The organism is Streptomyces sp. NPDC096152 (genome assembly GCF_044763235.1).
In the GTDB taxonomy this organism is placed as follows: domain Bacteria; phylum Actinomycetota; class Actinomycetes; order Streptomycetales; family Streptomycetaceae; genus Streptomyces.
This window is the reverse complement of sequence record NZ_JBIWFW010000003.1, coordinates 542517-564574: the sequence shown is the minus strand read 5'-3', so window position 1 is coordinate 564574 and position 22058 is coordinate 542517. Positions and strand designations below refer to the sequence as shown.

Below are 22058 nucleotides of genomic sequence, written 5' to 3'. Positions count from 1 at the left end.
GCCGGCCCCGATCGGTGATTGTCAGTCAGTGCCAGAGCCACGACCACCGGCACCTGCGTACCAATATCAATGTCAGTGGTGCCCCCTACTGTCGTCGGCATGGCAATCGTGACGTTCGTCGACGAGACGACTGCGGGGGACCGGGGTGCGGGCTGGGGGCTCGAGATCGCCGAGGAGCGGCTCACCGTGCGTGAGCTGATCCGGCGTCGGGTGTTCCAGGAGGTCGCCGAGTACAACGCGCGTACGCCGCGGGTGTTCCAGGGGCTGGTGCAGCCGCGGGACGCCGAGCGGGTGCTCAACGGGTACGCACTGCGCACCCCCCGCCGGATCGACCCCGGGGCGCAGGCGGAGCTGGCGCTCACGGCCTTCGCGGGCAACGGCTTCCTGGTACTGGTGGGGGACCGTCAGGTCACCGACCCGGACGAGGAGGTGGAGCTGGCGCAGGGCACCGAGGTGACCTTCCTGAAGCTCGTGCCGCTGGTGGGTGGCTGATGATCACCTCGCCCTCCGCGTACGCCCGCCTGGTCCGCGAGGTCCTCGGGCGGATCGCCGACGAGGACGCCGACGGGCTCGTGCCCGACCTGCTCGCGCTCGCCGACATGATCGACGACCACTGGGGGTTCGAGGGCCGCAAGGTCGTGGACGCCGCGCGTGCCGCGGACGCCGGGTTCCGGGCCCGGCTCGTGCACCGGCTGGCGGGCCGGTGCATCGCCCCGGAGTCCGGGACGGCCGAGCGGCGCAGCATCGTACGGTTCCTCGCCACCCTGGACACCGCGGCAGCCGCCGCGACCGGGCCGGTCGACGGCCGCGCCGCGCTGATCCGCCTGGCCTCCGAGCAGGAGGTGCACCACCAGCCCGCGGAGCTGGTCCGGCTGGCCGGGCTGGAGCTCGCCGAGGGGCGCGAGCTGCCCGGCGCGTTCGTCGCCGTGATCCGCCGCACCCGGCTGACGCTGTGGCACGGGTCGCAGGAGCTGGGTGCCCTGGCCGACCGGCTCACCGACCCCGCGGTGAACCCCGGCGAGGCCTGGGCCGACCAGGCCCTGACGGAGCTGGACGGACTCGGCGAGGACTGGCGGCGCCTGGTCGCCCACGCCACCACGGCCGGCTCCGCCCGGCCGTCGGCGAAGTGGGAACGGACCGGACGGACGCTGCTCGACGCCGTCGGCGCCGACGACGCGGGCGAGCGGCTGCGGCGCTGGCTGCGCCTCGTGGGCAGACCGCGGACCCGCCCGCTGGTGGCGACCCACTACGGCGCGAACCCCGACGAGACCTTCGACCCGTACAACGCCACGGCCCTGCGCGGCCTGGCCTGGCTGCTCTCGCTGGTGCCGCCGCACCCGGACAGCGCCCGCGCGCTCGGCGCCCTCGTGGAGACCTCGCTGAAGAAGGTCGCCGGCCTCGGCCCGCGCAACCCGAAGGTCGCCAACGCCGGCGTCGTCGCGCTCGCCCGCATCCACAGCGAGGCCGCCCTGGCCGAACTGGCCCGCCTGGTCACCCGGGTGACGTACAAGAGCACCGCCAGGCTCCTGGACAAGGCGCTCGACGACCGGGCCGCCGCGCTCGGTCTCACCCGGGAGGAGACCGAGGAACTCGCCGTGCCCGCCTACGGGCTGACCGGCGTAGGCCGCGCGGAGCACCGGCTCGGTGACGTCACCGCGCTGATCGAGGTGCACGGCACCCGCGCCGTCCTCGGCTGGCGCAACGCCGCCGGCAGGCCCGTCAGGAACGCGCCCGCCGCCGTGCGGCGCGACCACGCCGACGAGGTGAAGGAGCTGAAGGCGGCGGTCAAGGACATCGACAGGATGCTCACCGCGCAGAGCGAGCGCCTGGACCGGCAGTTCCTGGCCCGGCGCACCTGGTCCTACGGCACCTGGCGCGAGCGCTGCCTCGACCACCCGCTCGTCGGCACGCTGGCCCGCCGCCTGCTGTGGACGGTCGACGGCACCACGGTGGGGTACGCCGACGGAGCCCTGCGCACGCTCACCGGCGACCCGCTCGACGGCGGCCGTGAGGTCACCCTCTGGCACCCCGTCGGTCACGAACCCGCGGAGATCGTCGCCTGGCGCGACTGGCTGGAGCGGCACGGCATCACCCAGCCGTTCAAGCAGGCCCACCGCGAGGTCTACCTGCTGACGGACGCCGAGCGCGCGACCGGCACCTACTCCAACCGGTTCGCCGCGCACATCCTGCGCCAGCACCAGTTCCACGCGCTGGCCGCGGTCCGCGGCTGGCGCAACCGGCTGCGCCTCATGGTCGACGACGAGGCCCCGCCCGCCGTGCGCGAGCTGCCGCAGTGGGGCCTGCGCGCCGAGTACTGGATCCACGGGGAGGGCGACGGCCACGGCGACGACGTCACCGGCTCCGGAAGCCATCTGCGCCTGTGCACCGACCAGGTCCGCTTCTATCCGATCGACGCGCCGGAGAACTCGGCGCACTGCGGCGGCGGCGAGTACCGGATGTGGCCGCGCGACGGTGCCGGCCCGGTCGAGCCGCTGCCCCTGACCGCCGTCCCGCCGCTGGTGCTCTCCGAGGTGCTGCGCGACGTCGATCTCTTCGTCGGTGTTGCGAGCGTGGGCAACGACCCGGCCTGGCAGGACGGCGGCCCCGAGGGCCGTTTCCGGGAGTACTGGACGTCGTACGGCTTCGGCGAGCTGAGCCAGGGTGCCGAGACCCGCCGCGCGCTGCTGGAGCGGCTCATACCCCGGCTGGCCGTCGCCGGCCGCTGCACGGTCGAGGGCCGCTTCCTGCACGTGCGGGGCGACCTGCACACGTACAAGATCCACCTCGGCTCGGGCAACATCCTCAGGACCCCGGACGACCGGTACCTGTGCATCGTCCCGAAGAGCGACCCGGCCCGCCCGCAGGCCGGTTACCTGCCCTACGAGGGCGACCGGACGCTCGCGGTGATCCTCAGCAAGGCGATGATGCTGGCGGACGACACGAGAATCACCGATCCGACGATCCTGAGCCAGCTGTAGCCGGGCCCTGCCCCGCACGGCCGAGAGCCCTGCCCGGCACGCCCGAGGGCCCCGTCCCAGGCTGGAACGGGGCCCTCGGTGAGGTACGCGCGAGGCGTCAGAAGCGGCGCGTGATCAGCGCCCGCTTCACCTCGGCGATCGCCTTCGTCACCTCGATGCCGCGGGGGCAGGCGTCGGTGCAGTTGAAGGTGGTGCGGCAGCGCCAGACGCCGTCCTTGTCGTTCAGGATCTCCAGGCGCTGCTCGCCGGCCTCGTCACGCGAGTCGAAGATGAACCGGTGCGCGTTGACGATGGCCGCCGGGCCGAAGTACTGGCCGTCGTTCCAGAACACCGGGCAGGACGAGGTGCAGGCCGCGCAGAGGATGCACTTCGTCGTGTCGTCGAAGCGCTCGCGGTCCTCGGCCGACTGCAGACGCTCACGCGTCGGCTCGTTGGTGTCCTTGGTGATCAGGAACGGCATCACGTCCCGGTACGCCTGGAAGAACGGCTCCATGTCCACGACCAGGTCCTTCAGGACCGTGAGGCCCTTTATGGCCTCGATCGTGATCGGCTTCTCGGGGTTGATGTCCTTGATCAGCGTCTTGCAGGCCAGACGGTTCTTGCCGTTGATCCGCATGGCGTCCGAGCCGCAGATGCCGTGCGCGCAGGAGCGGCGGAAGGTCAGCGTGCCGTCCAGGTCCCACTTGATCTTGTGGAGGCCGTCGAGGACGCGCTCCTTCGGGTCGATCTCCAGCTGGAAGTCTTCCCAGGTCGCCTCCGCCGAGACCTCCGGGTTGAACCGGCGGATCCGGAAGGTGACCGTGATGTAGGGGGACGGCGCCTGGGCCTCCGCCTCGGCCTTGTCCAGAACAGGGGTTGCCATCAGTACTTACGCTCCATCGGCTGGTAGCGGGTCTGGACGACCGGCTTGTAGTCGAGACGGACGGTTTCGGAACCGTCGGCGCCGACCTCGCGGTACGCCATGGTGTGCCGCATGAAGTTGACGTCGTCGCGGTTCGGGTAGTCCTCGCGGTAGTGACCGCCGCGGGACTCCTTGCGGGCCAGGGCGGAGACCGCCATGACCTCGGCCAGGTCCAGCAGGTTGCCCAGCTCGACGGCCTCCAGCAGGTCCGTGTTGAACCGCTTGCCCTTGTCCTGGATCGCCACGTTCTTGTAGCGCTCCCGGAGCTCGGCGATCTTCTCGACCGCCGTCTTGATCGTCTGCTCGGTGCGGAACACCATGACGTTGGCGTCCATGGTGTCCTGCAGCTCGCGGCGGATGGTGGCCACGCGCTCGGTGCCCGTGGAGGTCCGCAGCCGCTCGAGCTGCGCGACGACGACGGACTCGGGGTCCTCCGGCAGCTCCACGAACTCGGCCCTCGCCGCGTACTCGGCGGCCGCGATGCCGGCCCGCTTGCCGAACACGTTGATGTCCAGCAGCGAGTTCGTGCCGAGGCGGTTGGCGCCGTGCACGGAGACGCAGGCGACCTCGCCGGCCGCGTACAGGCCCGGGACGACCGTGGTGTTGTCCGCGAGCACCTCGCCCTGGACGTTGGTCGGGATGCCGCCCATGGCGTAGTGCGCGGTCGGCTGGATCGGGATCGGGTCCGTGTAGGGCTCGATGCCGAGGTACGTCCGCGCGAACTCGGTGATGTCGGGCAGCTTGGCGTCCAGCTGCTCCGGCGGCAGGTGGGTCAGGTCCAGGAAGACGTGGTCGCCCTCGGGACCGCAGCCGCGGCCCTCGCGGATCTCCGTGTAGATCGACCGCGACACCACGTCCCGCGAGGCGAGGTCCTTCATGACCGGCGCGTACTTCTCCATGAAGCGCTCGCCGTCCTTGTTGCGGAGGATGCCGCCCTCACCGCGGGCGCCCTCCGTCAGCAGGATGCCCATGCGCCAGATGCCGGTCGGGTGGAACTGGAAGAACTCCATGTCCTCCAGCGGCAGGCCCCGGCGGTAGACGGCGGCCTGGCCGTCACCGGTCAGGGTGTGCGCGTTGGAGGTCACGCGGAAGAACTTTCCGGTGCCGCCGGAGGCGTAGATCACGGCCTTCGCCTGGAAGATGTGGATCTCGCCGGTGGCCAGCTCGTAGGCCACCACGCCGGCCGAGCGCTTGACGCCGTCGACCTCGGTGATCAGCTGGTCCAGGACGTAGAACTCGTTGAAGAACTCCACGCCCTCCTTGACGCAGTTCTGGTACAGCGTCTGGAGGATCATGTGGCCGGTGCGGTCGGCCGCGTAGCAGGAGCGGCGGACCGGGGCCTCGCCGTGGTTGCGGCTGTGACCGCCGAAGCGGCGCTGGTCGATGGTGCCGTTCGGGGTGCGGTTGAACGGCAGGCCCATCTTCTCCAGGTCGAGGACGGAGTCGATGGCCTCCTTCGCCAGGATCTCTGCGGCGTCCTGGTCGACCAGGTAGTCACCGCCCTTGACCGTGTCGAAGGTGTGCCACTCCCAGTTGTCCTCCTCCACGTTGGCCAGCGCGGCGGCCATGCCGCCCTGCGCGGCGCCCGTGTGGGAGCGGGTGGGGTAGAGCTTGGTCAGGACCGCGGTGCGGCTGCGCTTCGTCGACTCGATGGCCGCGCGCATGCCCGCGCCGCCGGCGCCGACGATGACGGTGTCGTACTTGTGGATCTTCATGATTCTCGCAGCCCCGTGCCTAGCGGATGTTCGGGTCGAAGGTGAAGATCACCAGCGTGCCCAGCAGGATGGTGAACACCGTGGCGGTGTACAGCAGTGCCTTCAGCCACAGCCGGGTGTTCGCGCGCTCCGCGTAGTCGTTGATGACCGTGCGCAGGCCGTTGGCACCGTGCAGCATCGCGAGCCACAGCATCGCGAGGTCCCAGACCTGCCAGAACGGGGAGGCCCAGCGGCCGGCCACGAAGGCGAAGCCGATCTTGGAGACACCGCCGTCCAGGACGAGCTGGATCAGCAGGTGGCCGAGGACGAGGACGACCAGCACCACGCCGGACAGGCGCATGAACAGCCAGCCGTACAGCTCGAAGTTGCCCCGGGTGGACTTCGGGGTCTTCTTGGTGCGCTGCCGGGGGGCCTCGATGTAGGGGGCCGGGTTGTCGACGTTGTATCCGGTGCCGTCCTCGACGGGGCCGATGCCGGAAGCGGTGGTTTCGGTGGTGGACATGCGCGTCAGCTCCCGAAGAGTTCACGGGCGGCGTGGCCGAGGACGGGGTAGATCGCCCCGAGCATCAGCACCACCCAGACAGCGACGACGGACCAGAGCATCTGCTTCTGGTAGCGCGGGCCCTTGGCCCAGAAGTCGACGGCGATGACGCGCAGGCCATTGAGCGCGTGGAAGAGGATGGCGGCGACGAGGCCGTACTCCAGCACGGCGACAATCGGCGTCTTGTACGTGGCTACGACCTTGTCGTAGTCCTCGGGGGAGACACGCACGAGAGCGGTGTCCAGCACGTGAACGAACAGGAAGAAGAAGATGAGGACGCCGGTGACTCGGTGAGCCACCCAGGACCACATTCCTTCCCGGCCGCGGTACAGCGTTCCAGCCGGCACGGAAGAACCCTCCGGGAGCGGGGACTAGGGCCGCGCCGGCTTCACTGTCGGTCGGGCCCGGCCGGGTACGGTCCACCGGCCCCCAGCATCCTAACGACCGGCGTCTCCGGCGCTCACGGGGGGCCTGGTCATGTGATCAAACTGGCACTCAAAGGGGCACGGACGGGCTACAGCCGGCTGCCCGGACGAGCGGTCCGCCGCGCCTGCCGGGCCCGGGCCGGAGACGTCCGGGCACGCGGCCCGCCGTCCCCCAGGGCGGCTCTGACCAGGCGTTCCCTGGCCAGACGGCGCAGTTCCTCCGCCGTTGCGACCCGCTCCTCCTCCGGATCGTTCGCCAGGCGTGACCGGACGGCCGCCAGCAGCCGGTCCAGGGCCTCGTCGGGGGGAACGCCGTCGAGACAGATGACGAACACGTGTCCGAATCTGCTCTCGTAGGCCGCGTGCGCCGCGCTCAGCGCCAGGTGGGCGGCCGAGTAGAGGTGCTCGGGCAGCGCCGGGAGCGACTCGCCCGCCAGGGCCTCGGCCAGGTCCTCGGGTTGCAGGTCGTACGCCGCCTCGTCCGCCGCCGCCAGCAGGGCGCCCAGGTCCGGGTAGGGCCGGTGGTCGGCGACCCGGCGTGCCCAGCGCGCGCTGCGCAGGCAGCTCAGGAGGGTGCGGTGCGCCTCGTCGGCGGAGGCGGCGTTGAAGTGCTCCAGGTTCTGCGCGGGCAGCGTGAGTCCTCGGCGGTGGATGCGGCGGCGCCCGCTGTGGACGCCGCGTGCGTGTCGGCAGGGGATGGTGTGAGTGACGTGTCGTTCACGTTATCGGGACTGGTCGCCGACTGTCCGAGCGATGTCCGAAATTCACTCGGACGGGAGAGTTTGAGAATGGCGCCTGGACGCCGTCCGCGAGCGGAGGGCTTAGGTTGGCGATGTGAGTCAGCACAGGCGCCGCGCGCCGGTGAGCAAGGTGCGGCAGAAGCGGGCACTGGCCCTCGGCGCGTTCGCCGCCACGGTCGGACTGGGCGTCGGCCTCGGTCTGTGGGCCTTCGGCGACGACGGCGGTTCCTCGGGCTCCGCCGGGCGCCCGCCGTCCGCCCGCTCCGCCGCCTCCCCCTCACCGAGCCCCTCGCGCTCCTACCCCCTGTCCCGGCCGCCGCGCACCATCCCGGCCGTGCGGTCCCACACCCCGGCGCGCGGCCCCGGCTGGCGCCCCGCCAAGGGCGAGCGCGTCGTGGTGAGCGACGCGGGCCTGGCCGACGAGGGCCGCCTGCTCGCGGGCGAGCTGGGCCTGACCTACGCGGGCGAGCGGAAGGACGCGCGCGCCGGGGACGTACGGCTGGCGCTGGGCGGCGGACAGGGCGGCAGCCCGGAGTCGTACACGATGACCGTGGCCGGTGGGCGCGTCACCATCAGCGGACCGGCGGAGGCGGGCGTCTTCTACGGCACCCGCACGCTGAAGCAGGAGGTGCGCGGCGCCGACGCGGCGCCGGAGGGCGTCGTGCGCGACACGCCCGCCAAGCCGCGGCGCGGGTTCATGCTGGACATCGCCCGCAAGCCGTACACGGCGGGCTGGATCGAGGACCGCGTACGCGAGCTGGGCGACCTGAAGTACAACGAGCTCGGTCTGCACTTCTCCGACGACCAGGGCTTCCGCATCCAGTCCGACACGCACCCGGAGATCGTCTCCAAGGACCACCTCACCAAGGCCCAGGTCAAGCGGATCGTCGACCTCGCCGCGAGCCGGCACATCACCGTCGTGCCGGAGATCGACTCGCCCGGCCACCTCGGCGCCGTGCTGGCCGCCCACCCCGATCTCCAGCTGCGCAACGCGCAGGGCGTGCCGACCAGCGGCGCCATCGACATCTCCAAGGAGCAGTCCGCCAAGATCGTCGACGACCTCCTCGGCGAGTACGCCGGCCTGTTCCCCGGCGGCTTCTGGCACCTCGGCGGCGACGAGTACCAGGCGCTGACCGTGCGCAGCCCCGAGGCCTCCTACCCCCAGCTGGCCGCCGCCGCCCGCAGGGCCTACGGCTCCGGCGGCACCGTCGCCGACCTCACCACGGGCTGGCTCAACGCCCGCGCCGAGACCGTCCGGGGCCACGCCCGCGTCCCGCGCGCCTGGAACGACGGCTTCTTCCGGGGCACCTCGGTGCAGCCCGCCAAGGACATCGAGGTCGCCTACTGGACCGGCAAGGAGATCGGCGCCCGTCCGCCGTACGACTACCTGAGCGCCGGCCGCAAGGCGATCAACTACAACGACGAGTTCCTCTACTACGTCCTCGGCCAGCCGCAGACCTTCGTCTATCCCACCGGACAGCGGATCTACGAGCAGTGGACCCCGCGCGTGCTGCGCGGCACCGAGGCGGTGCCCGCCCGCTACGACGCGCAGATCCTCGGCGGCTCCTTCGCGGTGTGGTCCGACCGGGCCTACGCCCAGACCGAGAACCAGGTGGCCGCCGGCATCCGCATGCCGCTGCGCGCGACCGCGCAGAAGCTGTGGGACCCGGGGAAGCCGGCGCTGTCCTGGGCTGCGTTCAAGTCGCTTGCCGCGCGACTGGGCTGAGACACAACCGGGCTGAGACACAACCGGGCTGAGGCACAACCGGGCTGAGGCACAACCGGGCTGACGCCGAATCGGGTGGACGCGCACGGCGCGTGAACCGTATGTTCCGGGTGCCGCGCGCGCCGGGGAGGGCGGCGCGGGCTCCAGGACGGACTCAGGGGGACCCACCATGATCTGCGCGCGCTGTCAGCACTTCGCGGCGGCACCCGGCGGCACCCTGTGCACCCGGTGCGCCGCCGCACCGGCCCAGGACGCCGCACCGGCCCAGGACGCCGCACCGGCCGAGGGCGCGGGGGCGTATCCGGGGGGAGCGCCGTATCCGGGAGGTCCCGGGACGGCGGGGGCGTTCGGCGCCCCGGGCGCCGTCGGCGCTCCCGGGGCCTTCCACGCGCCGGTGGCGCCGGGTGCCTGGCTGCGCCCGCCGGGCGTGCTCGGCCGCGCCGCCGCCGTGGTCCTCGGGCTCGTCGCCGCCACCGACCTGTTCGCGGTCTGGGTGGACCTGACGATGTACGACGTCGCCGACGACCTCGCCTCGGGCACGTACGGCGCGGGCCTCTCGGGCCGGGCCGACCACGCGGACCGGCTCAACGCCGCCGCGGGCGTCGTCCAGACGGTCGCGCTGCTCGTCAGCGTGATCGTGTTCCTGTGCTGGTTCCACCGGGTGCGGGTCAACGCGGAGGTGTTCAACCCCTTCGGCCACAGCAAGAAGCGCGGCTGGGCGATCGGGGCGTGGTTCACCCCGGTGGTGAACCTGTGGTTCCCGCGCCGGATCACGCTGGACATCTGGGACGCCAGCGCCCCGGCCGACCGGCCGCGCTCGCACCGCCTGGTCAACGCCTGGTGGGCGGTGTGGATCGTCTCCCTGCTGGCCGACCGCGCCGCCTTCACCGCCTACCGCCGGGCCGACACCGGCCGGGAACTGCGCGACGCCGCCCAGCAGATGGTGTTCGCCGACGCGGTGGAGATCGTGGCCGCCGTACTCGCCGTCCTCGTCGTGCTGCGGCTGACCCGGATGCAGGACGAGAAGGCGCTGCGCGGTCCGGTGCCGGCCGCCGCCTGAGCGTCCGCCCGGCCCCGCCCGGCCCGTTTCCGGCGGCCCCTCACGGCCCTCCCCGGCCTGCCACCTCCGATGGCCGAAAACTTTTCTTCCGCCATTCCCCTCGACTGTCCGTGTTGCCCGTGTGACACTACGGGCCGGTCGCACGCAGTAAGGGAAAGTGCGGGCTCCGTTAAGGTCGGCGCCCTGCGAGGGAGGCGTGGATGAGCCTGGTGGAACTGATCGCGCAGGCCGACGAGCGCGGACTGGCCGCCAGCGGGCTGGCTTGTTTGGATCGGTGCATGCCGCTGCTCGGCGGTGACGACGAGGTGCTGCGGCCGCTGTGGGCGACCCTCGTGGACGGGGGCGGCGACTGGGGCGAGCGGCTGGCGCAGGCCCGAGGCTCGCTGGACGGGGCCGACCCGGAGGCGGACGCCGAGGACGAGGCGGCGCTACTGGCCCGCCGGATGCTCGCCGCCGCGCCGGACGCCCGGTCCGCCGCCGATGTGCGGGTGTGGGCCGACGCCTGCTCCGTCGCCTCGCTGCAGATCCACCGGCTCCTCGACCCCGCCGAGGACGAGGCTCCGGTCGACTCCCGCCGCGAGGGCCGCACGGACGGCATGTCCCCCCTGGTCGCCGCCGAACTGCGCCGCCAGATCGCCGTCCTGGAACTGGTCGCCGACCATGGCCCGGCCGGCCTCCGCCAGGCCCTGGACGTCTCGACCGAGGGCCGCCGCGTCCTGCGCGCGGTGGTGTCGCGCCGGGCCCGCGGACGGGTCTGAGGACCGGACTCCCCGGATCACCGCGCGGGGCTCCGGACGTCCCGGGAGCGGGATCGTGCCCCGGCCACGTACGCTCCCGCGACCGCCGGGCGGCCGGCGATGCCTCAAACCCCGGCGCTGCGAGAGTCCTGTGACTGTCCTGCGGGCGCCGTGGGTCGGTCCTGCGCCGGTTGCGGGAACCCGCCGGATCGGCGTGACGCGACGCACGCCGGCCTCGCTCTTCCCTATGTGACAGCGCTAGATGTGACGACTCAGCAGACCAGGCCGCCGGCCGCCACCAAGCCGGTGCGGTGGGCGGCGGACACCGTGACGGCGATGCGCGAGGGCGCCCGGCTGCGCCTGGACTACTCGGCGCAGAGCCTGTGGCGCGTCGACCGGGTGATCGGGGAGATACGGCGGGAGGGCACCCCGTACGCGGCCGTGGAGAACGCGCTGCGCGGCTTCGGCGCCTACGCCGGTGAGGTGATCGTCCGCCAGGCCGGGGGCGAGTGGTGGGGAGCCGGCGGCGACCACTGGGTCCGCACCCCGGACGGGCGGCTGTGGGACCCGATCGACGAGGCCCGGCGCTGTTTCGCGGGCGACGGCTCCCTGCGGCTGCTGTGCCGCGACGCGAGCACGGCCGGCTCCTGACCGCGGGCGGCACGGCGGACGCGGACCGGGCCCCGCCCCCGCGGTCAGGTGCGGGGACGGGGCCCGGTCCGGTGAACTGCCCCGGGTGGGGCGAACGGTTCCCTACGGGGTCAGCGTCTGGCCGACGCGGGCGCCTGCCGGGGTGCCGAGGGCGGACCGGCCGAGGACGGCGGTCTGCGTGTAGCCGAGGCCGCTGCTGTTGCTGGGCAGGTACATGAGGATGCCGTCCCCGCTGTTCTCGCCCTCCACACCGAACGTGAGGTCGGCGCGGCCGTACCCGGACAGGTCCGTCAGGGACACGCTCGACCCGAGGTGGTCGCCGGACTCGGTGGAGCCGGGGATGCCGGAGGTGTCCTGCGAGACGCCGATCGAGCCGGAGCCGGTGAGGCCGGTGGAGGTGCCCTTGAGCAGGACCGCGTCACCGGCGTCGACCTGGTTGACGCCACTGCGGGTCAGGTTCTCGCCGGGCGCGCCCACCAGGGCGTCCGGGTAGCCGTCGCCGTTGTAGTCGCCCACCGACACCGAGGTGCCGAAGGCGTCGCCGGACTCGTTGCCGCCGGGTACGTAGGCGGTGTCCTGCTGGATGACGGTCATACCGGTCGTGGTGAAGCCGGTCGAGGTGCCCTGGAGCATGGTGACCTGGCCGCCGGAGGCGCCGCCGGACTCGGAGGCGTAGGGCTGGCCGATGACGATGTCGTCGTAGCCGTTGCCGTTGATGTCGCCCGCCGCGACGGAGCGGCCGCCCTTGACGGAGAGGACCCCGGCCTTGGCCAGGCCGGTGGCCGAGCCCGCGAAGCGGACGATCCGGCCGATGCCGCCCGCGTCGCGGTAGTTGAGGGCGACGTCGGCGTAGCCGTCCCGGTTGAAGTCGCCGGTCGCGGCGTCGAGGTAGGCGACCGAGCCGGTGGCGGTGGTGAGCGTGCCGGAGGTGGTGGCGCCGCCGGTCAGGCGGACGTTCCAGTTGCCGCCCTGGCCGGTGCCGGCCGAGAACAGGTCGGCCTTGCCGTCGCCGTTGAAGTCACCGACGGTGACCGTCGAGCCGAGCTTGGCCCCGGTCGCCGTCACCCCGGACGTGGTGTACGAGAAGCCGGTGTTCAGCGCCGGGCCGTACAGGACCGTGACCGCGCCGCGGTCGGCGTGCCCGCTCGTGTCGTCCTCGCCGGGGGCGCCGATCGCGAGGTCCGCGTAGCCGTCGCCGTTCACGTCGCCCCAGGCGGTGGCGGCGCCGAAGTCGTCACCGCTCTCGGAGGAGCCGGGAACGCCCGGGCTGTTCTGGGTGAGGGTCGTCCTGGAGGCCGTGACCGGGCCGTCGAGCCCACCGGGGACCACCGTCAGCGAGTTGGCCTTCGGGGTGCCCGCGACCAGGTCGGCGACGCCGTCCCGGTTGTAGTCGGAGGTGGGCAGGGCGTGCGAGATGCCGGGCGTCTTGGCGAGCGCGGCGATGAAGGACAGCTTGGGATAGAGGTTGTCGCCGGGGCAGGCGGTCGCGTTGGTGTCGCGGTGGCCGAAGACACGGGGCAGCGTGATCGACGTGCCCTTGGCGACCTTGTTGCCGTCGACGCCCGCGTCGCTGCCGGACTCCAGGGTGACCTTGCCGGTCGGGTCGACGCCGTACATGCCGAACTTCCACGCCACGACGCGCGCGATGGCGTCGAGTGCGGCGCGGGAGGGCTTGGCGCTCATGTAGTTGCCGATGTACGAGATGCCGACCGTGTTGGTGTTGAACCCGATGTCGTGGGCGCCGACCACCGGCAGGTCCATGCCGCCGCTGCGGCCCTCGAAGATCTGGCCGCAGCGGTCGACGACGAAGTTGTAGCCGATGTCGTAGTAGCCGCGGGAGAAGTGCTCCTGCTGGATGGTGCGCATCCGGGCGCGGGACTCGCCGCAGGAGAGCGTGTTGTCGCTGTCGACACCGGTGTGGTGGACGACGGCGGCCTTGATCTCGGTGCCGTAGCTGGGCGTGCCGTCGTAGTTCGTCGACGCGCCCCACTCGGCCTGCGTGATGATCGGCGGCTTGACGACGGTGGACGGGACCGGCTCGGGAACCGTGCTGGACGGCGACGGCGAGGCGCTCGGCGACCCGCCGGTGGAGTCCGTGGCCGTGGGCGAGCCGGCCGGCGTGGAGTCCGTCGGCGCCGGGTCGGTGGGCGAGGGGGAGTCACTGGCGACGGGCGAGTCGGAGGGCACCGGCGAGTCCGTCGGCGCGGAGGAGTCGGTCGGCGACGGGGAGTCCGTCGCGGCCACGGCGGTGTCCACGGTGTACGCGGCGGGCTCGGAACCCCGCTTCGGGTCCGTGCCGGGGTCGAGCAGCCGCACGTCCATGCCGGCCGGCTGACCGGTGGCCTCGGTGCCGTCGGCGTTCACGACGCGTACCTGGACCCCGTCGGAGTCGCCGGTCCACACCGAGGCGGTACCGCCGCGCACGGCGCTTCCGGCGCGGGCGCGCTCGGCGCCGTCGGCCTGGTAGGGGTCGTCCGGCAGCTTCTGCCAGCCCGACCACTTGTGGGTCTCGAGGTCCCGGGTGCGGACCTCGGGCTTCCCCTTGGCCTTGGCGCTCTCGTCGTCCCAGGTCAGCAGCAGCGCGCTGAACCGGTCGGTGTCCTGCTGCCCCAGGCCCTTGCGGCCCGCCCCCCGGTCCTGAAGCTTCAGCCTGTGCACCGACGGCTTGCGGGCAGCGCCCTTGCCGTCGCCCTGCGCGCCGGGATCGGCGATCGCGTACGTGACGGCTCCCGCTCCGCCCAGCACGACGGCACCGAGCGTCAGCCACGCTCTTCGCTTGAGACTCAGCGGTTTGTACGCATGGGTCCTGCGAGGACTCAACTGTCCCACCCCTAGAAGATCAACACGATGTCAACACCTGTCACACAGGCGGTACTTGTACAGCGCACAGGACTCGCCGAACATCACCCGGCGGCCGACGCCGAGGCCGGAGCCGGGGCCGCGGCCGGTGTCGTGCCCGGGGGGAGGGACGTGCTCGGCCCTCGTCGGCCAGGGGCTGTGACACTTCCGTCGGGCCAGGCGCTGAAGATCGTGGAGGACACGGACACGGCTGGACCGTGCCCGCGGTGGGGTACGCGCCACGCGGTGGCTACGCACTCGGCACGAACGAGGACAGTCTTGGGCCAGGGAGGGGAACCCCGTCGCCGCCAGGCGCACGACGGGGAACTGGGCGCGGCCGTCGCACGGGCCCAGGACGGTGACGAGGCAGCCTTCGCGGTCGCCTACCGGATCGTGCAGCCCGGTCTGCTCGGCTATCTGCGCGGGCTGGTCGGGGACGACGCCGAGGACGTGGCGTCCGACGCCTGGCTGGAGATAGCCCGGGACCTCGGCCGCTTCAAGGGGGACGGGGCCGGATTCCGCGGCTGGACGGCGACCATCGCCCGGCACCGGGCGCTGGACCACCTGAGGCGCCGGAGCGTACGGCCGCGGGCGGCGGCGCTCGAGGCGGAACTTTTCGACCTGCCCGCCCCGCACGACACCCACGACCAGGCCCTGGAGTCGCTCTCCACCGAGCGGGCCCTCGACCTGGTCCGCGCCCTCCCGAGGGACCAGGCGGAGGCCGTGCTGCTGCGCGTCGTGGTCGGTCTCGACGGCCCTGCCGCCGCCCGCGTGCTGGGCAAGCGGCCGGGCGCGGTGCGGACGGCCGCGTACCGCGGCCTGAAGCGGCTCGCGGACCGGCTGGGTGCGACAGGTGTGACGAAGGACGACTCCCGGACGCTGGGGGAGTCGGAGTGAACTACAACGGCGGCCGGGAACGACAGGACGGCCGACCGGCGGACAGGGACGGGTACGGACATGGGTGAACGGCGAAGCGGCGGCAGTGCTCACGGCCGTCGGCGCGGGCACCCGGGCAGCACCGTGTCCGGGGCCGGGCACAGGACGCGGGACCTGATACCGGAGGCGCAGCAAGCCCGGGTGGAGGTGCTGCTCGCCGCGGCGCTGCGCGGTAACTCGCTGGACGCGGAGGCCGAGCAGCGGGCCGTGATGGCGTTCCGGGCCGCCCGGGACACCGGCGCGCAGGGCGCGCGGTCCCGGCGCCGGGACGACTGGCGGGCGCCCGAGCCCCGGCGCAAGCGCCGCTCGGTGAAGGTCACCGCGGGTCTGGCCCTGGCCGGCCTCACCCTCGGCGGAGTCGCGGTCGCGGCGATCGGCTCCGCCCGGTCGTCGGACGGCGGACCCGGGGACGGGCCCTCCACCCGCCCGTCGTCCGGCGTCTCGGCCGGGGCCTCCGCCGGGCCGTCGGCGGGCGGTCCGGGTACGCCCGGTCCCTCTCCCACGACGGACCGCCCGGCCACCGCCCGGGACACCGAGGCGCACTGCCGGGCGTACGAGAAGGTCAAGGACCGGGGCAAGGCGCTCGACGCTACCGCCTGGCGGCGGTTGGTCAGGGCTGCGGGCGGCGAAGACAAGGTCATCGGCTACTGCGCCGATCAGCTGGCGCGGGCCGCGGCCCGCGACGCGGAGAGCGGCACCGGCGGCACGCGGAACCCCGGCGACTCCGGTAATCCGCGGATGTCCGTGACCGCCGGTAACACCGGCACCGGAAAGCCGGAGACCGGGGCGGCGACCGGTGGCGGGTCGGCGAGCGGCGGCACCAGCGCGGCCACGGGCGGCACCGACGCGGCCGCAGGTGGCGGCGGCAGCACGGGCGGCGGCACGGCCACGGGCGGTGGCACCTCCACCGGAGGCGATGCCTCCACCGGCGGTGACGGCTCCGGCGGGACCGGCGGAAAGAGTCGCTGAGCGTGCGCCGCCCGGCGCACGCTCCCGGCCCCTGCGCGGGCCGGTGGAGAGAATTACCGAAAAGTTCATGCCCGGCGCGCGACCGCGCCCGCTCGTCCGCTCATGGCGCGTCACTTTCCGGCCGGGGCGAGCGCTTTCCGTGCCCTGCCGGGGCCGCCATGGCAACGGCCGGAGCCGCCACCCCCCACAGGAGAGGCCCCGGCCGTCGCGCGGCACGGGCCGCGCGGCGGCCCGTACTCTCTACAGCGCCGGGAGTGCGTTTTCTGTCACACCTCACCCCCACCTCAGTTAGTTGCGCGTTGTACGGTCATGGACGGCGAGCTGTTTCACGCCGTAACGTGCCTTTCGCTCCGGGCGCGAAAGATGCATGATCACAGCCATCGACGGCCTCGGGGCCGGCCGCAACGATCGACTGAGGAACCACGGGTGCTGGGGGACGACGCGGAGCTGACCGCCGCGGTGCTTGCGGCACAGGACGGGGACGAGACCGCGTTCCGGACTGTGTACCGCGCTGTGCAACCGCGGCTGCTCGGATACGTACGGACGCTGGTCGGCGATCCGGACGCGGAGGACGTGGCGTCCGAGGCCTGGCTGCAGATCGCCCGGGACCTCGGGCGGTTCAGCGGCGACGCCGACCGCTTCCGCGGCTGGGCCGCCCGGATCGCCCGCAACCGCGCGCTGGACCACATACGGATGCGCGGCCGCCGCCCGGCGATCGGCGGCGACGAGACGGAACTGACGGGCAAGGCCGCCGAGTCCGACACCGCGGGCGAGGCCATGGAGGCCCTGGCCACCGGCAGCACCCTCTCGCTCATCGCCAGGCTCCCGCAGGACCAGGCCGAGGCCGTCGTCCTGCGGGTCGTCGTGGGTCTCGACGCCAAGACCGCCGCGGAGACGCTCGGCAAGCGGCCCGGAGCCGTACGCACCGCCGCGCACCGCGGTCTGAAGCGGCTCGCGGAGCTGCTCGGCGCCGATCCGGAATCGGCGGGCGTCCTGGACGCGCTGCCGCCTCCGCGAGAACCGCAGGGCCGTGCGGTGACGTCCGCCGGTGTGACGCGGACGCGCGCCCGGACGCAGAAGGACATGTGATGGCCGACGAGCAGCACAGGTGGCTGGACCGCGCTACGGCGGAGCGTTTGCTGCGCGGAGAGCCACTGGACACCGTCGACGCCGCCGCCCGTGAACAGGCGGAACGCCTCGCCAAGGCCCTGAACGCCCTCTCCGTGAAGCCCTCCGGGGCGGAAGCGGAACTTCCCGGCGAGGCCGCCGCGTTGGCCGCCTTCCGCAAGGCGCACGCCGAACGGGCGGACGCCCAGGCCGGCTTCGCGCCGTCCGACTCCTCGGCCCGGACCCGGTCCGACGACGCGGGCGTCGTCCACATCGGCTCCCGCGGCGGCCGCACCCGGCGCGCCCGCCGGGGCCGTTCCGTACGCCTCGCGCTGTCCGCGGCGCTGGCCGCCGGAGCGGTCGGCGGGGTCGCAGCCGCCGCCACGACCGGCGTGCTGCCCACACCGTTCGGCGATGACGAGCCCGGCCCGGCCGCCTCCGTCACGGCCCCGGCGACCCCCGGCCGCCCGCTGGACCCGTCCTCGCCGGGCGGCGGCCCCGGCTCCCCGGGGCCCGGCGGACCCACCGCGGGGGTCACGGGCGGTGCACGGGACACCACCGGCGGCGCCACCCCGGGCCGGGACAGCGTCACCGGCTCCGACCACAGCATGGGCCGTGGCCGGGGCGGGCTGGTGTCCGCCTGCCGCGACCTGCGCGACGGCCGGGGCCTGGGCGCCGACCGCAGGCGCGCCCTGGAGGGAGCGGCGGGCGGTTCCTCGCGCGTGTGGACGTACTGCGAGGGCGTCCTCAAGGTCGCCGACACCCGCTCCGAGGGCACGGGCGGCACGGGCACCGGGAACGGGAACAGCAACGGCAACGGCACCGGCACGGGCACCGGGAACGGGACCGGCAACGGGAACGGCACCGGCACGGGCACCGGGAACGGCAACGGCAACGGGAACGGCAACGGCACCGGGAACGGCCAGGACCAAGGTCAGGGCCAGAACGGCGGCGACGAGGGTGGCCAGGGCGCCCACGGCGGCGGCCGCCACCCCGACGGCGGGAAGAAGTCCCTGTCCCCGGCCCCCGCGGCCGCCCCGGCGAGGACGCCCGCGCCCAGCACCACCCCCGCCACGACCTCACCCGCGCCGAACGCCGCGCCGAGGAACCCCTCCTGACCTGCGGTTTTCCGCCCCTGAAAAATTCTTCTCCGCAGGGTGTGACGTTTTCGGGGCCCGCAGCGCAGTAATGAGTGAGCCGACTGGTCATCGGCCGTCGCACAGAGCCGGGGTTCCCCCCGTACCTACGGCTCGTGCAAATGGCGCGGGCGGGACACGTTCCCCCGGTCCCGCCCGCGCCCCGAATCCCTCTCCGGCGGATCGTGCCTCACCAGGACACGACGACCTTGTCGCCGACCCTCACCCGCGCGAACAGCCGCGCGATCGCCGCCTCGTCCCGCACGTTCACACAGCCGTGCGAACCGCCGGCGTAGCCGCGGGCCGCGAAGTCGTACGAGTAGTGCACGGCCTGGCCGCCGCTGAAGAACATCGCGTACGGCATGGGGGAGTGGTAGAGCGTCGACACGTGGTGACGGGACTTCCAGTAGACGTGGAAGACGCCCTCCCGGGTGGGCGTGTACTGCGCGCCGAAGCGCACCGCCATCACCGAGACGGTCCGTCCGCCGATCATCCAGCGCAGCGTCCGGCTGCTCTTGTCGATGCACAGCACCCGGCCGGTCAGGCAGCGCGGGTCCGGAGCGGCGGCCGGCTGCCCGCCCATCAGGTACAGCTCCCACCGGCCCGGCTCGTGCGTCATGGCCAGCAGCCGCCGCCAGGTGACGGTGTCCGTCCGTCCCGTGCGCGGCAGCCCGCGCTTGCCCTGGAAGCCCGCGACGGCCCGCTGGGTCAGGTCGTCGTACGTCCCGGTCGGGCCGTCGAACAGCCAGGCGATCTGGCGCAGCCGGGCCTGGAGCTCGCGGACGCCCCGCCCGGAGTCGCCGCGGGACCACAGGACGGGCGCGGCGGCCCGGCCCGTGGCGGGGTCCGGTGTGGCGCGCGGGCCCCCGCCCGCCGGGGCGTGGACCGTGGGGGACCGGGTGGCCGGAATCTCGATGTGCACCGGCGAGCGCCGCTTGCCGTCCGCGCCCGTCCCCGAGCCCTGCACCGTGCACCCGTACAGCGCGGCCGTCGCCGCGACGGCCGCGGCGACGGCGCGGCCTCTCCCGCTCATGCCCCCGATACGCATACCGCCCCCTGCCGTCCCACGGCTGTCCGGTCGTACACCCCGGATGTCTCCCCACGCGTGACGCGCGGCGAACCACGGGGCAGGGTGGGAAACACAAGGATGAACAGGTCTGTGAGCAAGGTCCCAGCGTGGGGCCCTCCACCCGACGCACGGCCGCCGCTACAGTCCGTGGCGGGGGTCGGCTGTACCGGCGAGTAACTGGCGAGTAATTCAGAACGCGGAGGCACACACCATGGCGCGCGAGTCGGAGTCCGGGCTGCCCATCGAGCCGGTCTACGGGCCGGACGCCCTGGAGGGCTGGGACCCGGCCGGGAAGCTGGGCGAGCCGGGGTCGTACCCGTTCACCCGCGGTGTCTACCCGTCGATGTACACCGGCCGCCCCTGGACGATGCGCCAGTACGCCGGCTTCGGCACGGCGGTGGAGTCCAACGCCCGCTACAAGCAGCTCATCGCCAACGGCACGATGGGCCTGTCCGTCGCCTTCGACCTGCCCACCCAGATGGGCCACGACTCGGACGCGCCCATCGCGCACGGCGAGGTCGGCAAGGTGGGCGTGGCGATCGACTCGATCGACGACATGCGGGTGCTGTTCGGCGGGATCCCGCTGGACAAGGTCTCCACGTCGATGACGATCAACGCGCCGGCCGCGCTGCTGCTGCTCCTGTACCAACTGGTCGCGGAGGAGCAGGGGGTACCGGCGGACCAGCTCACCGGCACGATCCAGAACGACGTGCTGAAGGAGTACATCGCGCGCGGGACGTACATCTTCCCGCCCAAGCCGTCGCTGCGCCTGATCGCGGACATCTTCAAGTACTGCAAGGCCGAGATCCCGAAGTGGAACACCATCTCGATCTCCGGCTACCACATGGCGGAGGCGGGCGCCTCGCCCGCGCAGGAGATCGCGTTCACGCTGGCGGACGGCATCGAGTACGTCCGCACGGCGGTCGCGGCCGGCATGGACGTGGACGACTTCGCGCCCCGCCTGTCGTTCTTCTTCGTCGCCCGGACGACGATCCTGGAGGAGGTCGCCAAGTTCCGCGCGGCCCGCCGGATCTGGGCGCGGGTGATGAAGGAGGAGTTCGGCGCCAAGAACCCCAAGTCGCTGATGCTGCGCTTCCACACGCAGACGGCGGGGGTGCAGCTGACGGCGCAGCAGCCGGAGGTGAACCTGGTCCGCGTCGCCGTCCAGGGCCTGGCGGCGGTGCTCGGCGGCACCCAGTCCCTGCACACGAACTCCTTCGACGAGGCGATCGCGCTCCCCACCGACAAGTCCGCGCGCCTGGCGCTGCGCACCCAGCAGGTCCTGGCCTACGAGACGGATGTGACGGCGACGGTGGACCCCTTCGCCGGGTCCTACGTCATCGAGAAGATGACCGACGAGGTCGAGACGGCCGCCCTGGAGCTGATGCGCAAGGTCGAGGACCTCGGCGGCGCGGTCACGGCGATCGAGCACGGCTTCCAGAAGAACGAGATCGAGCGCAGCGCCTACCGCATCGCCCAGGAGACGGACTCCGGCGAGCGGGTCGTGGTCGGTGTCAACCGCTTCCAGCTCGACGAGGAGGAGCCGTACGAGCCCCTGCGCGTCGACCCGGCCATCGAGGCCCAGCAGGCCGAACGCCTTGCCAAGCTGCGCGCCGAGCGCGACCAGGCGGCCGTGGACGCGGCGCTGGCGGCCCTGAAGAAGGCCGCCGAGGGCGAGGACAACGTCCTGTACCCGATGAAGGACGCCCTGAGGGCCCGCGCGACGGTCGGCGAGGTGTGCAACGCGCTGCGGGACGTCTGGGGGAACTACGTGCCCTCGGACGCGTTCTGACCTGGGCTGTTCCCCCGAACGAGTGACCGGGAGCGGAAATCGTCCGTTCCCGGTTACTCTCGTGGAGAGTGCTCCCGAAAGGAGGTTGCCGTGGTTGTGATAGAGCGCGAGATGACGATCGCTGAGGCCGCCGACCGTGTCTCCAGCTTGCTGCCCGGACACCGCGTGGAGATCCTTCGAGGGAGCATCATCGTGACGCCGCGGCCGGATGGGCCGCACCAGGGAACGGTGTTCGAAGTCGGTTACGAGATTCGGCGAGCCGGTGCGAAGGAGGCCGGCCTCAAGGTGCGTCCCGGCGTCGGGCTGTGGCTGCCCACGGGGCCGGCGGACTATGCGATTCCGGACTTGTCCGTTGTGGACGCCGACTACCAGGACTCTTTGGTTGAGAAGAACTGCTATGCGCCACATGTCTTCCGCCTGGTCCTGGAAGTGACGTCGTCCAACTGGACCGACGACACCGCCAACAAGGTCGAGATCTACGCCGAGACAGGCATCCCCGTCTACATCGTGGCCGACCGCAAACACGACGAAGTCCTCCTCTACACCGACCCGGCCGACGGCAAGTACCCCGCCCCCCAGCGCTTCGAGCGCGGCCAGTCCGTCCCCGTGCCGGAGTCCGTCGGCGTGACCCTCGAGCTGTCCGTCGACACCCTCCTCGACGGCGACGACTGACCCGCCCGTCTCGCCCCACGAAACCCGCGACCGGAGTGCGGTGCCCTCGTGCGACACTCCGTCTC

19 protein-coding genes are annotated in these 22058 nt (G+C 72.7%); 12 read left to right on the top strand and 7 right to left on the bottom strand.

Annotated features, from left to right (window positions below; genetic code table 11):
- The first annotated feature begins 99 nt into the window (after positions 1-99).
- Together ACIQ9G_RS12775 and ACIQ9G_RS12770 are read left to right on the top strand one after the other, a co-directional pair.
- Positions 100-492 (top strand): hypothetical protein, encoded by a 393-nt coding sequence (locus ACIQ9G_RS12775; protein ID WP_403608493.1) that lies wholly within the window; start codon positions 100-102, stop codon positions 490-492.
- Positions 492-2978: a DUF4132 domain-containing protein gene (locus ACIQ9G_RS12770; RefSeq protein WP_403608492.1), complete on the top strand. Its 2487-nt coding sequence runs from the start codon at positions 492-494 to the stop codon at positions 2976-2978. The genes ACIQ9G_RS12775 and ACIQ9G_RS12770 overlap by 1 nt, the downstream gene beginning before the upstream one ends.
- A 97-nt stretch (positions 2979-3075) precedes the next feature.
- Here ACIQ9G_RS12770 and ACIQ9G_RS12765 read toward each other — a convergent pair whose 3' ends face one another.
- From ACIQ9G_RS12765 to ACIQ9G_RS12745, 5 genes are all read right to left on the bottom strand, one after another.
- On the bottom strand, positions 3076-3840 hold the full coding sequence (locus tag ACIQ9G_RS12765; RefSeq protein WP_403608491.1) for a succinate dehydrogenase iron-sulfur subunit: 765 nt from the start codon (positions 3838-3840) through the stop codon (positions 3076-3078).
- The gene (sdhA, locus tag ACIQ9G_RS12760; protein WP_403608490.1) at positions 3840-5594 is read right to left on the bottom strand and encodes a succinate dehydrogenase flavoprotein subunit; all 1755 of its coding nucleotides are present in this window, start codon (positions 5592-5594) and stop codon (positions 3840-3842) included. The genes ACIQ9G_RS12765 and sdhA overlap by 1 nt, the downstream gene beginning before the upstream one ends.
- 19 nt (positions 5595-5613) lie before the next feature.
- The gene (locus ACIQ9G_RS12755; protein WP_403608489.1) at positions 5614-6096 is read right to left on the bottom strand and encodes a succinate dehydrogenase hydrophobic membrane anchor subunit; all 483 of its coding nucleotides are present in this window, start codon (positions 6094-6096) and stop codon (positions 5614-5616) included.
- A gap of 5 nt (positions 6097-6101) precedes the next feature.
- Positions 6102-6482: a succinate dehydrogenase, cytochrome b556 subunit gene (sdhC, locus tag ACIQ9G_RS12750; RefSeq protein WP_356182453.1), complete on the bottom strand. Its 381-nt coding sequence runs from the start codon at positions 6480-6482 to the stop codon at positions 6102-6104.
- A gap of 167 nt (positions 6483-6649) precedes the next feature.
- Positions 6650-7213, bottom strand: coding sequence for a 2-oxo-4-hydroxy-4-carboxy-5-ureidoimidazoline decarboxylase (locus ACIQ9G_RS12745; protein ID WP_403608816.1), 564 nt, complete (start codon positions 7211-7213; stop codon positions 6650-6652).
- A 181-nt stretch (positions 7214-7394) separates the two neighbouring features.
- Here ACIQ9G_RS12745 and ACIQ9G_RS12740 point away from each other — a divergent pair, with 181 nt between their 5' ends.
- The 4 genes from ACIQ9G_RS12740 (at position 7395) to ACIQ9G_RS12725 (ending at position 11474) form a co-directional block, all read left to right on the top strand.
- Positions 7395-9026 carry a glycoside hydrolase family 20 protein gene (locus ACIQ9G_RS12740; protein WP_403608488.1) on the top strand — a complete coding sequence of 544 codons (1632 nt, stop codon included), beginning with the start codon at positions 7395-7397 and terminating at the stop codon, positions 9024-9026.
- A gap of 169 nt (positions 9027-9195) precedes the next feature.
- On the top strand, positions 9196-10086 hold the full coding sequence (locus ACIQ9G_RS12735; RefSeq protein WP_403608487.1) for a DUF4328 domain-containing protein: 891 nt from the start codon (positions 9196-9198) through the stop codon (positions 10084-10086).
- A gap of 200 nt (positions 10087-10286) precedes the next feature.
- Positions 10287-10844 (top strand): hypothetical protein, encoded by a 558-nt coding sequence (locus ACIQ9G_RS12730; protein ID WP_403608486.1) that lies wholly within the window; start codon positions 10287-10289, stop codon positions 10842-10844.
- Between the two features lie 243 nt (positions 10845-11087).
- A complete protein-coding gene (locus tag ACIQ9G_RS12725; RefSeq protein ID WP_403608485.1) occupies positions 11088-11474 on the top strand; it encodes a hypothetical protein in 387 nt (128 codons plus the stop codon).
- 102 nt (positions 11475-11576) lie between these two features.
- Here ACIQ9G_RS12725 and ACIQ9G_RS12720 read toward each other — a convergent pair whose 3' ends face one another.
- Positions 11577-14219 carry an FG-GAP-like repeat-containing protein gene (locus ACIQ9G_RS12720; protein ID WP_403608484.1) on the bottom strand — a complete coding sequence of 881 codons (2643 nt, stop codon included), beginning with the start codon at positions 14217-14219 and terminating at the stop codon, positions 11577-11579.
- 372 nt (positions 14220-14591) lie between these two features.
- Here ACIQ9G_RS12720 and ACIQ9G_RS12715 point away from each other — a divergent pair, with 372 nt between their 5' ends.
- The 4 genes from ACIQ9G_RS12715 to ACIQ9G_RS12700 all read left to right on the top strand — a co-directional run bounded on the left by ACIQ9G_RS12715 (position 14592) and on the right by ACIQ9G_RS12700 (position 18442).
- Positions 14592-15209 carry an RNA polymerase sigma factor gene (locus ACIQ9G_RS12715; RefSeq protein WP_403608483.1) on the top strand — a complete coding sequence of 206 codons (618 nt, stop codon included), beginning with the start codon at positions 14592-14594 and terminating at the stop codon, positions 15207-15209.
- Between the two features lie 60 nt (positions 15210-15269).
- Positions 15270-16217 (top strand): hypothetical protein, encoded by a 948-nt coding sequence (locus ACIQ9G_RS12710; RefSeq protein WP_403608482.1) that lies wholly within the window; start codon positions 15270-15272, stop codon positions 16215-16217.
- 426 nt (positions 16218-16643) lie between these two features.
- Positions 16644-17306, top strand: coding sequence for an RNA polymerase sigma factor (locus tag ACIQ9G_RS12705; protein WP_403608481.1), 663 nt, complete (start codon positions 16644-16646; stop codon positions 17304-17306).
- Positions 17306-18442, top strand: coding sequence for an extensin (locus ACIQ9G_RS12700; protein ID WP_403608480.1), 1137 nt, complete (start codon positions 17306-17308; stop codon positions 18440-18442). Before ACIQ9G_RS12705 ends, ACIQ9G_RS12700 begins: the two co-directional genes overlap by 1 nt.
- Before the next feature lie 208 nt (positions 18443-18650).
- Here ACIQ9G_RS12700 and ACIQ9G_RS12695 read toward each other — a convergent pair whose 3' ends face one another.
- A complete protein-coding gene (locus ACIQ9G_RS12695; RefSeq protein ID WP_403608479.1) occupies positions 18651-19493 on the bottom strand; it encodes a L,D-transpeptidase family protein in 843 nt (280 codons plus the stop codon).
- Between the two features lie 247 nt (positions 19494-19740).
- Here ACIQ9G_RS12695 and ACIQ9G_RS12690 point away from each other — a divergent pair, with 247 nt between their 5' ends.
- Positions 19741-21321, top strand: a complete 1581-nt coding sequence (locus ACIQ9G_RS12690; protein ID WP_403608478.1) for a methylmalonyl-CoA mutase — start codon at positions 19741-19743, stop codon at positions 21319-21321.
- Positions 21322-21411: 90 nt separating this feature from the next.
- A complete protein-coding gene (locus ACIQ9G_RS12685; RefSeq protein ID WP_403608477.1) occupies positions 21412-21993 on the top strand; it encodes a Uma2 family endonuclease in 582 nt (193 codons plus the stop codon).
- The last annotated feature ends 65 nt before the right edge of the window (positions 21994-22058 follow it).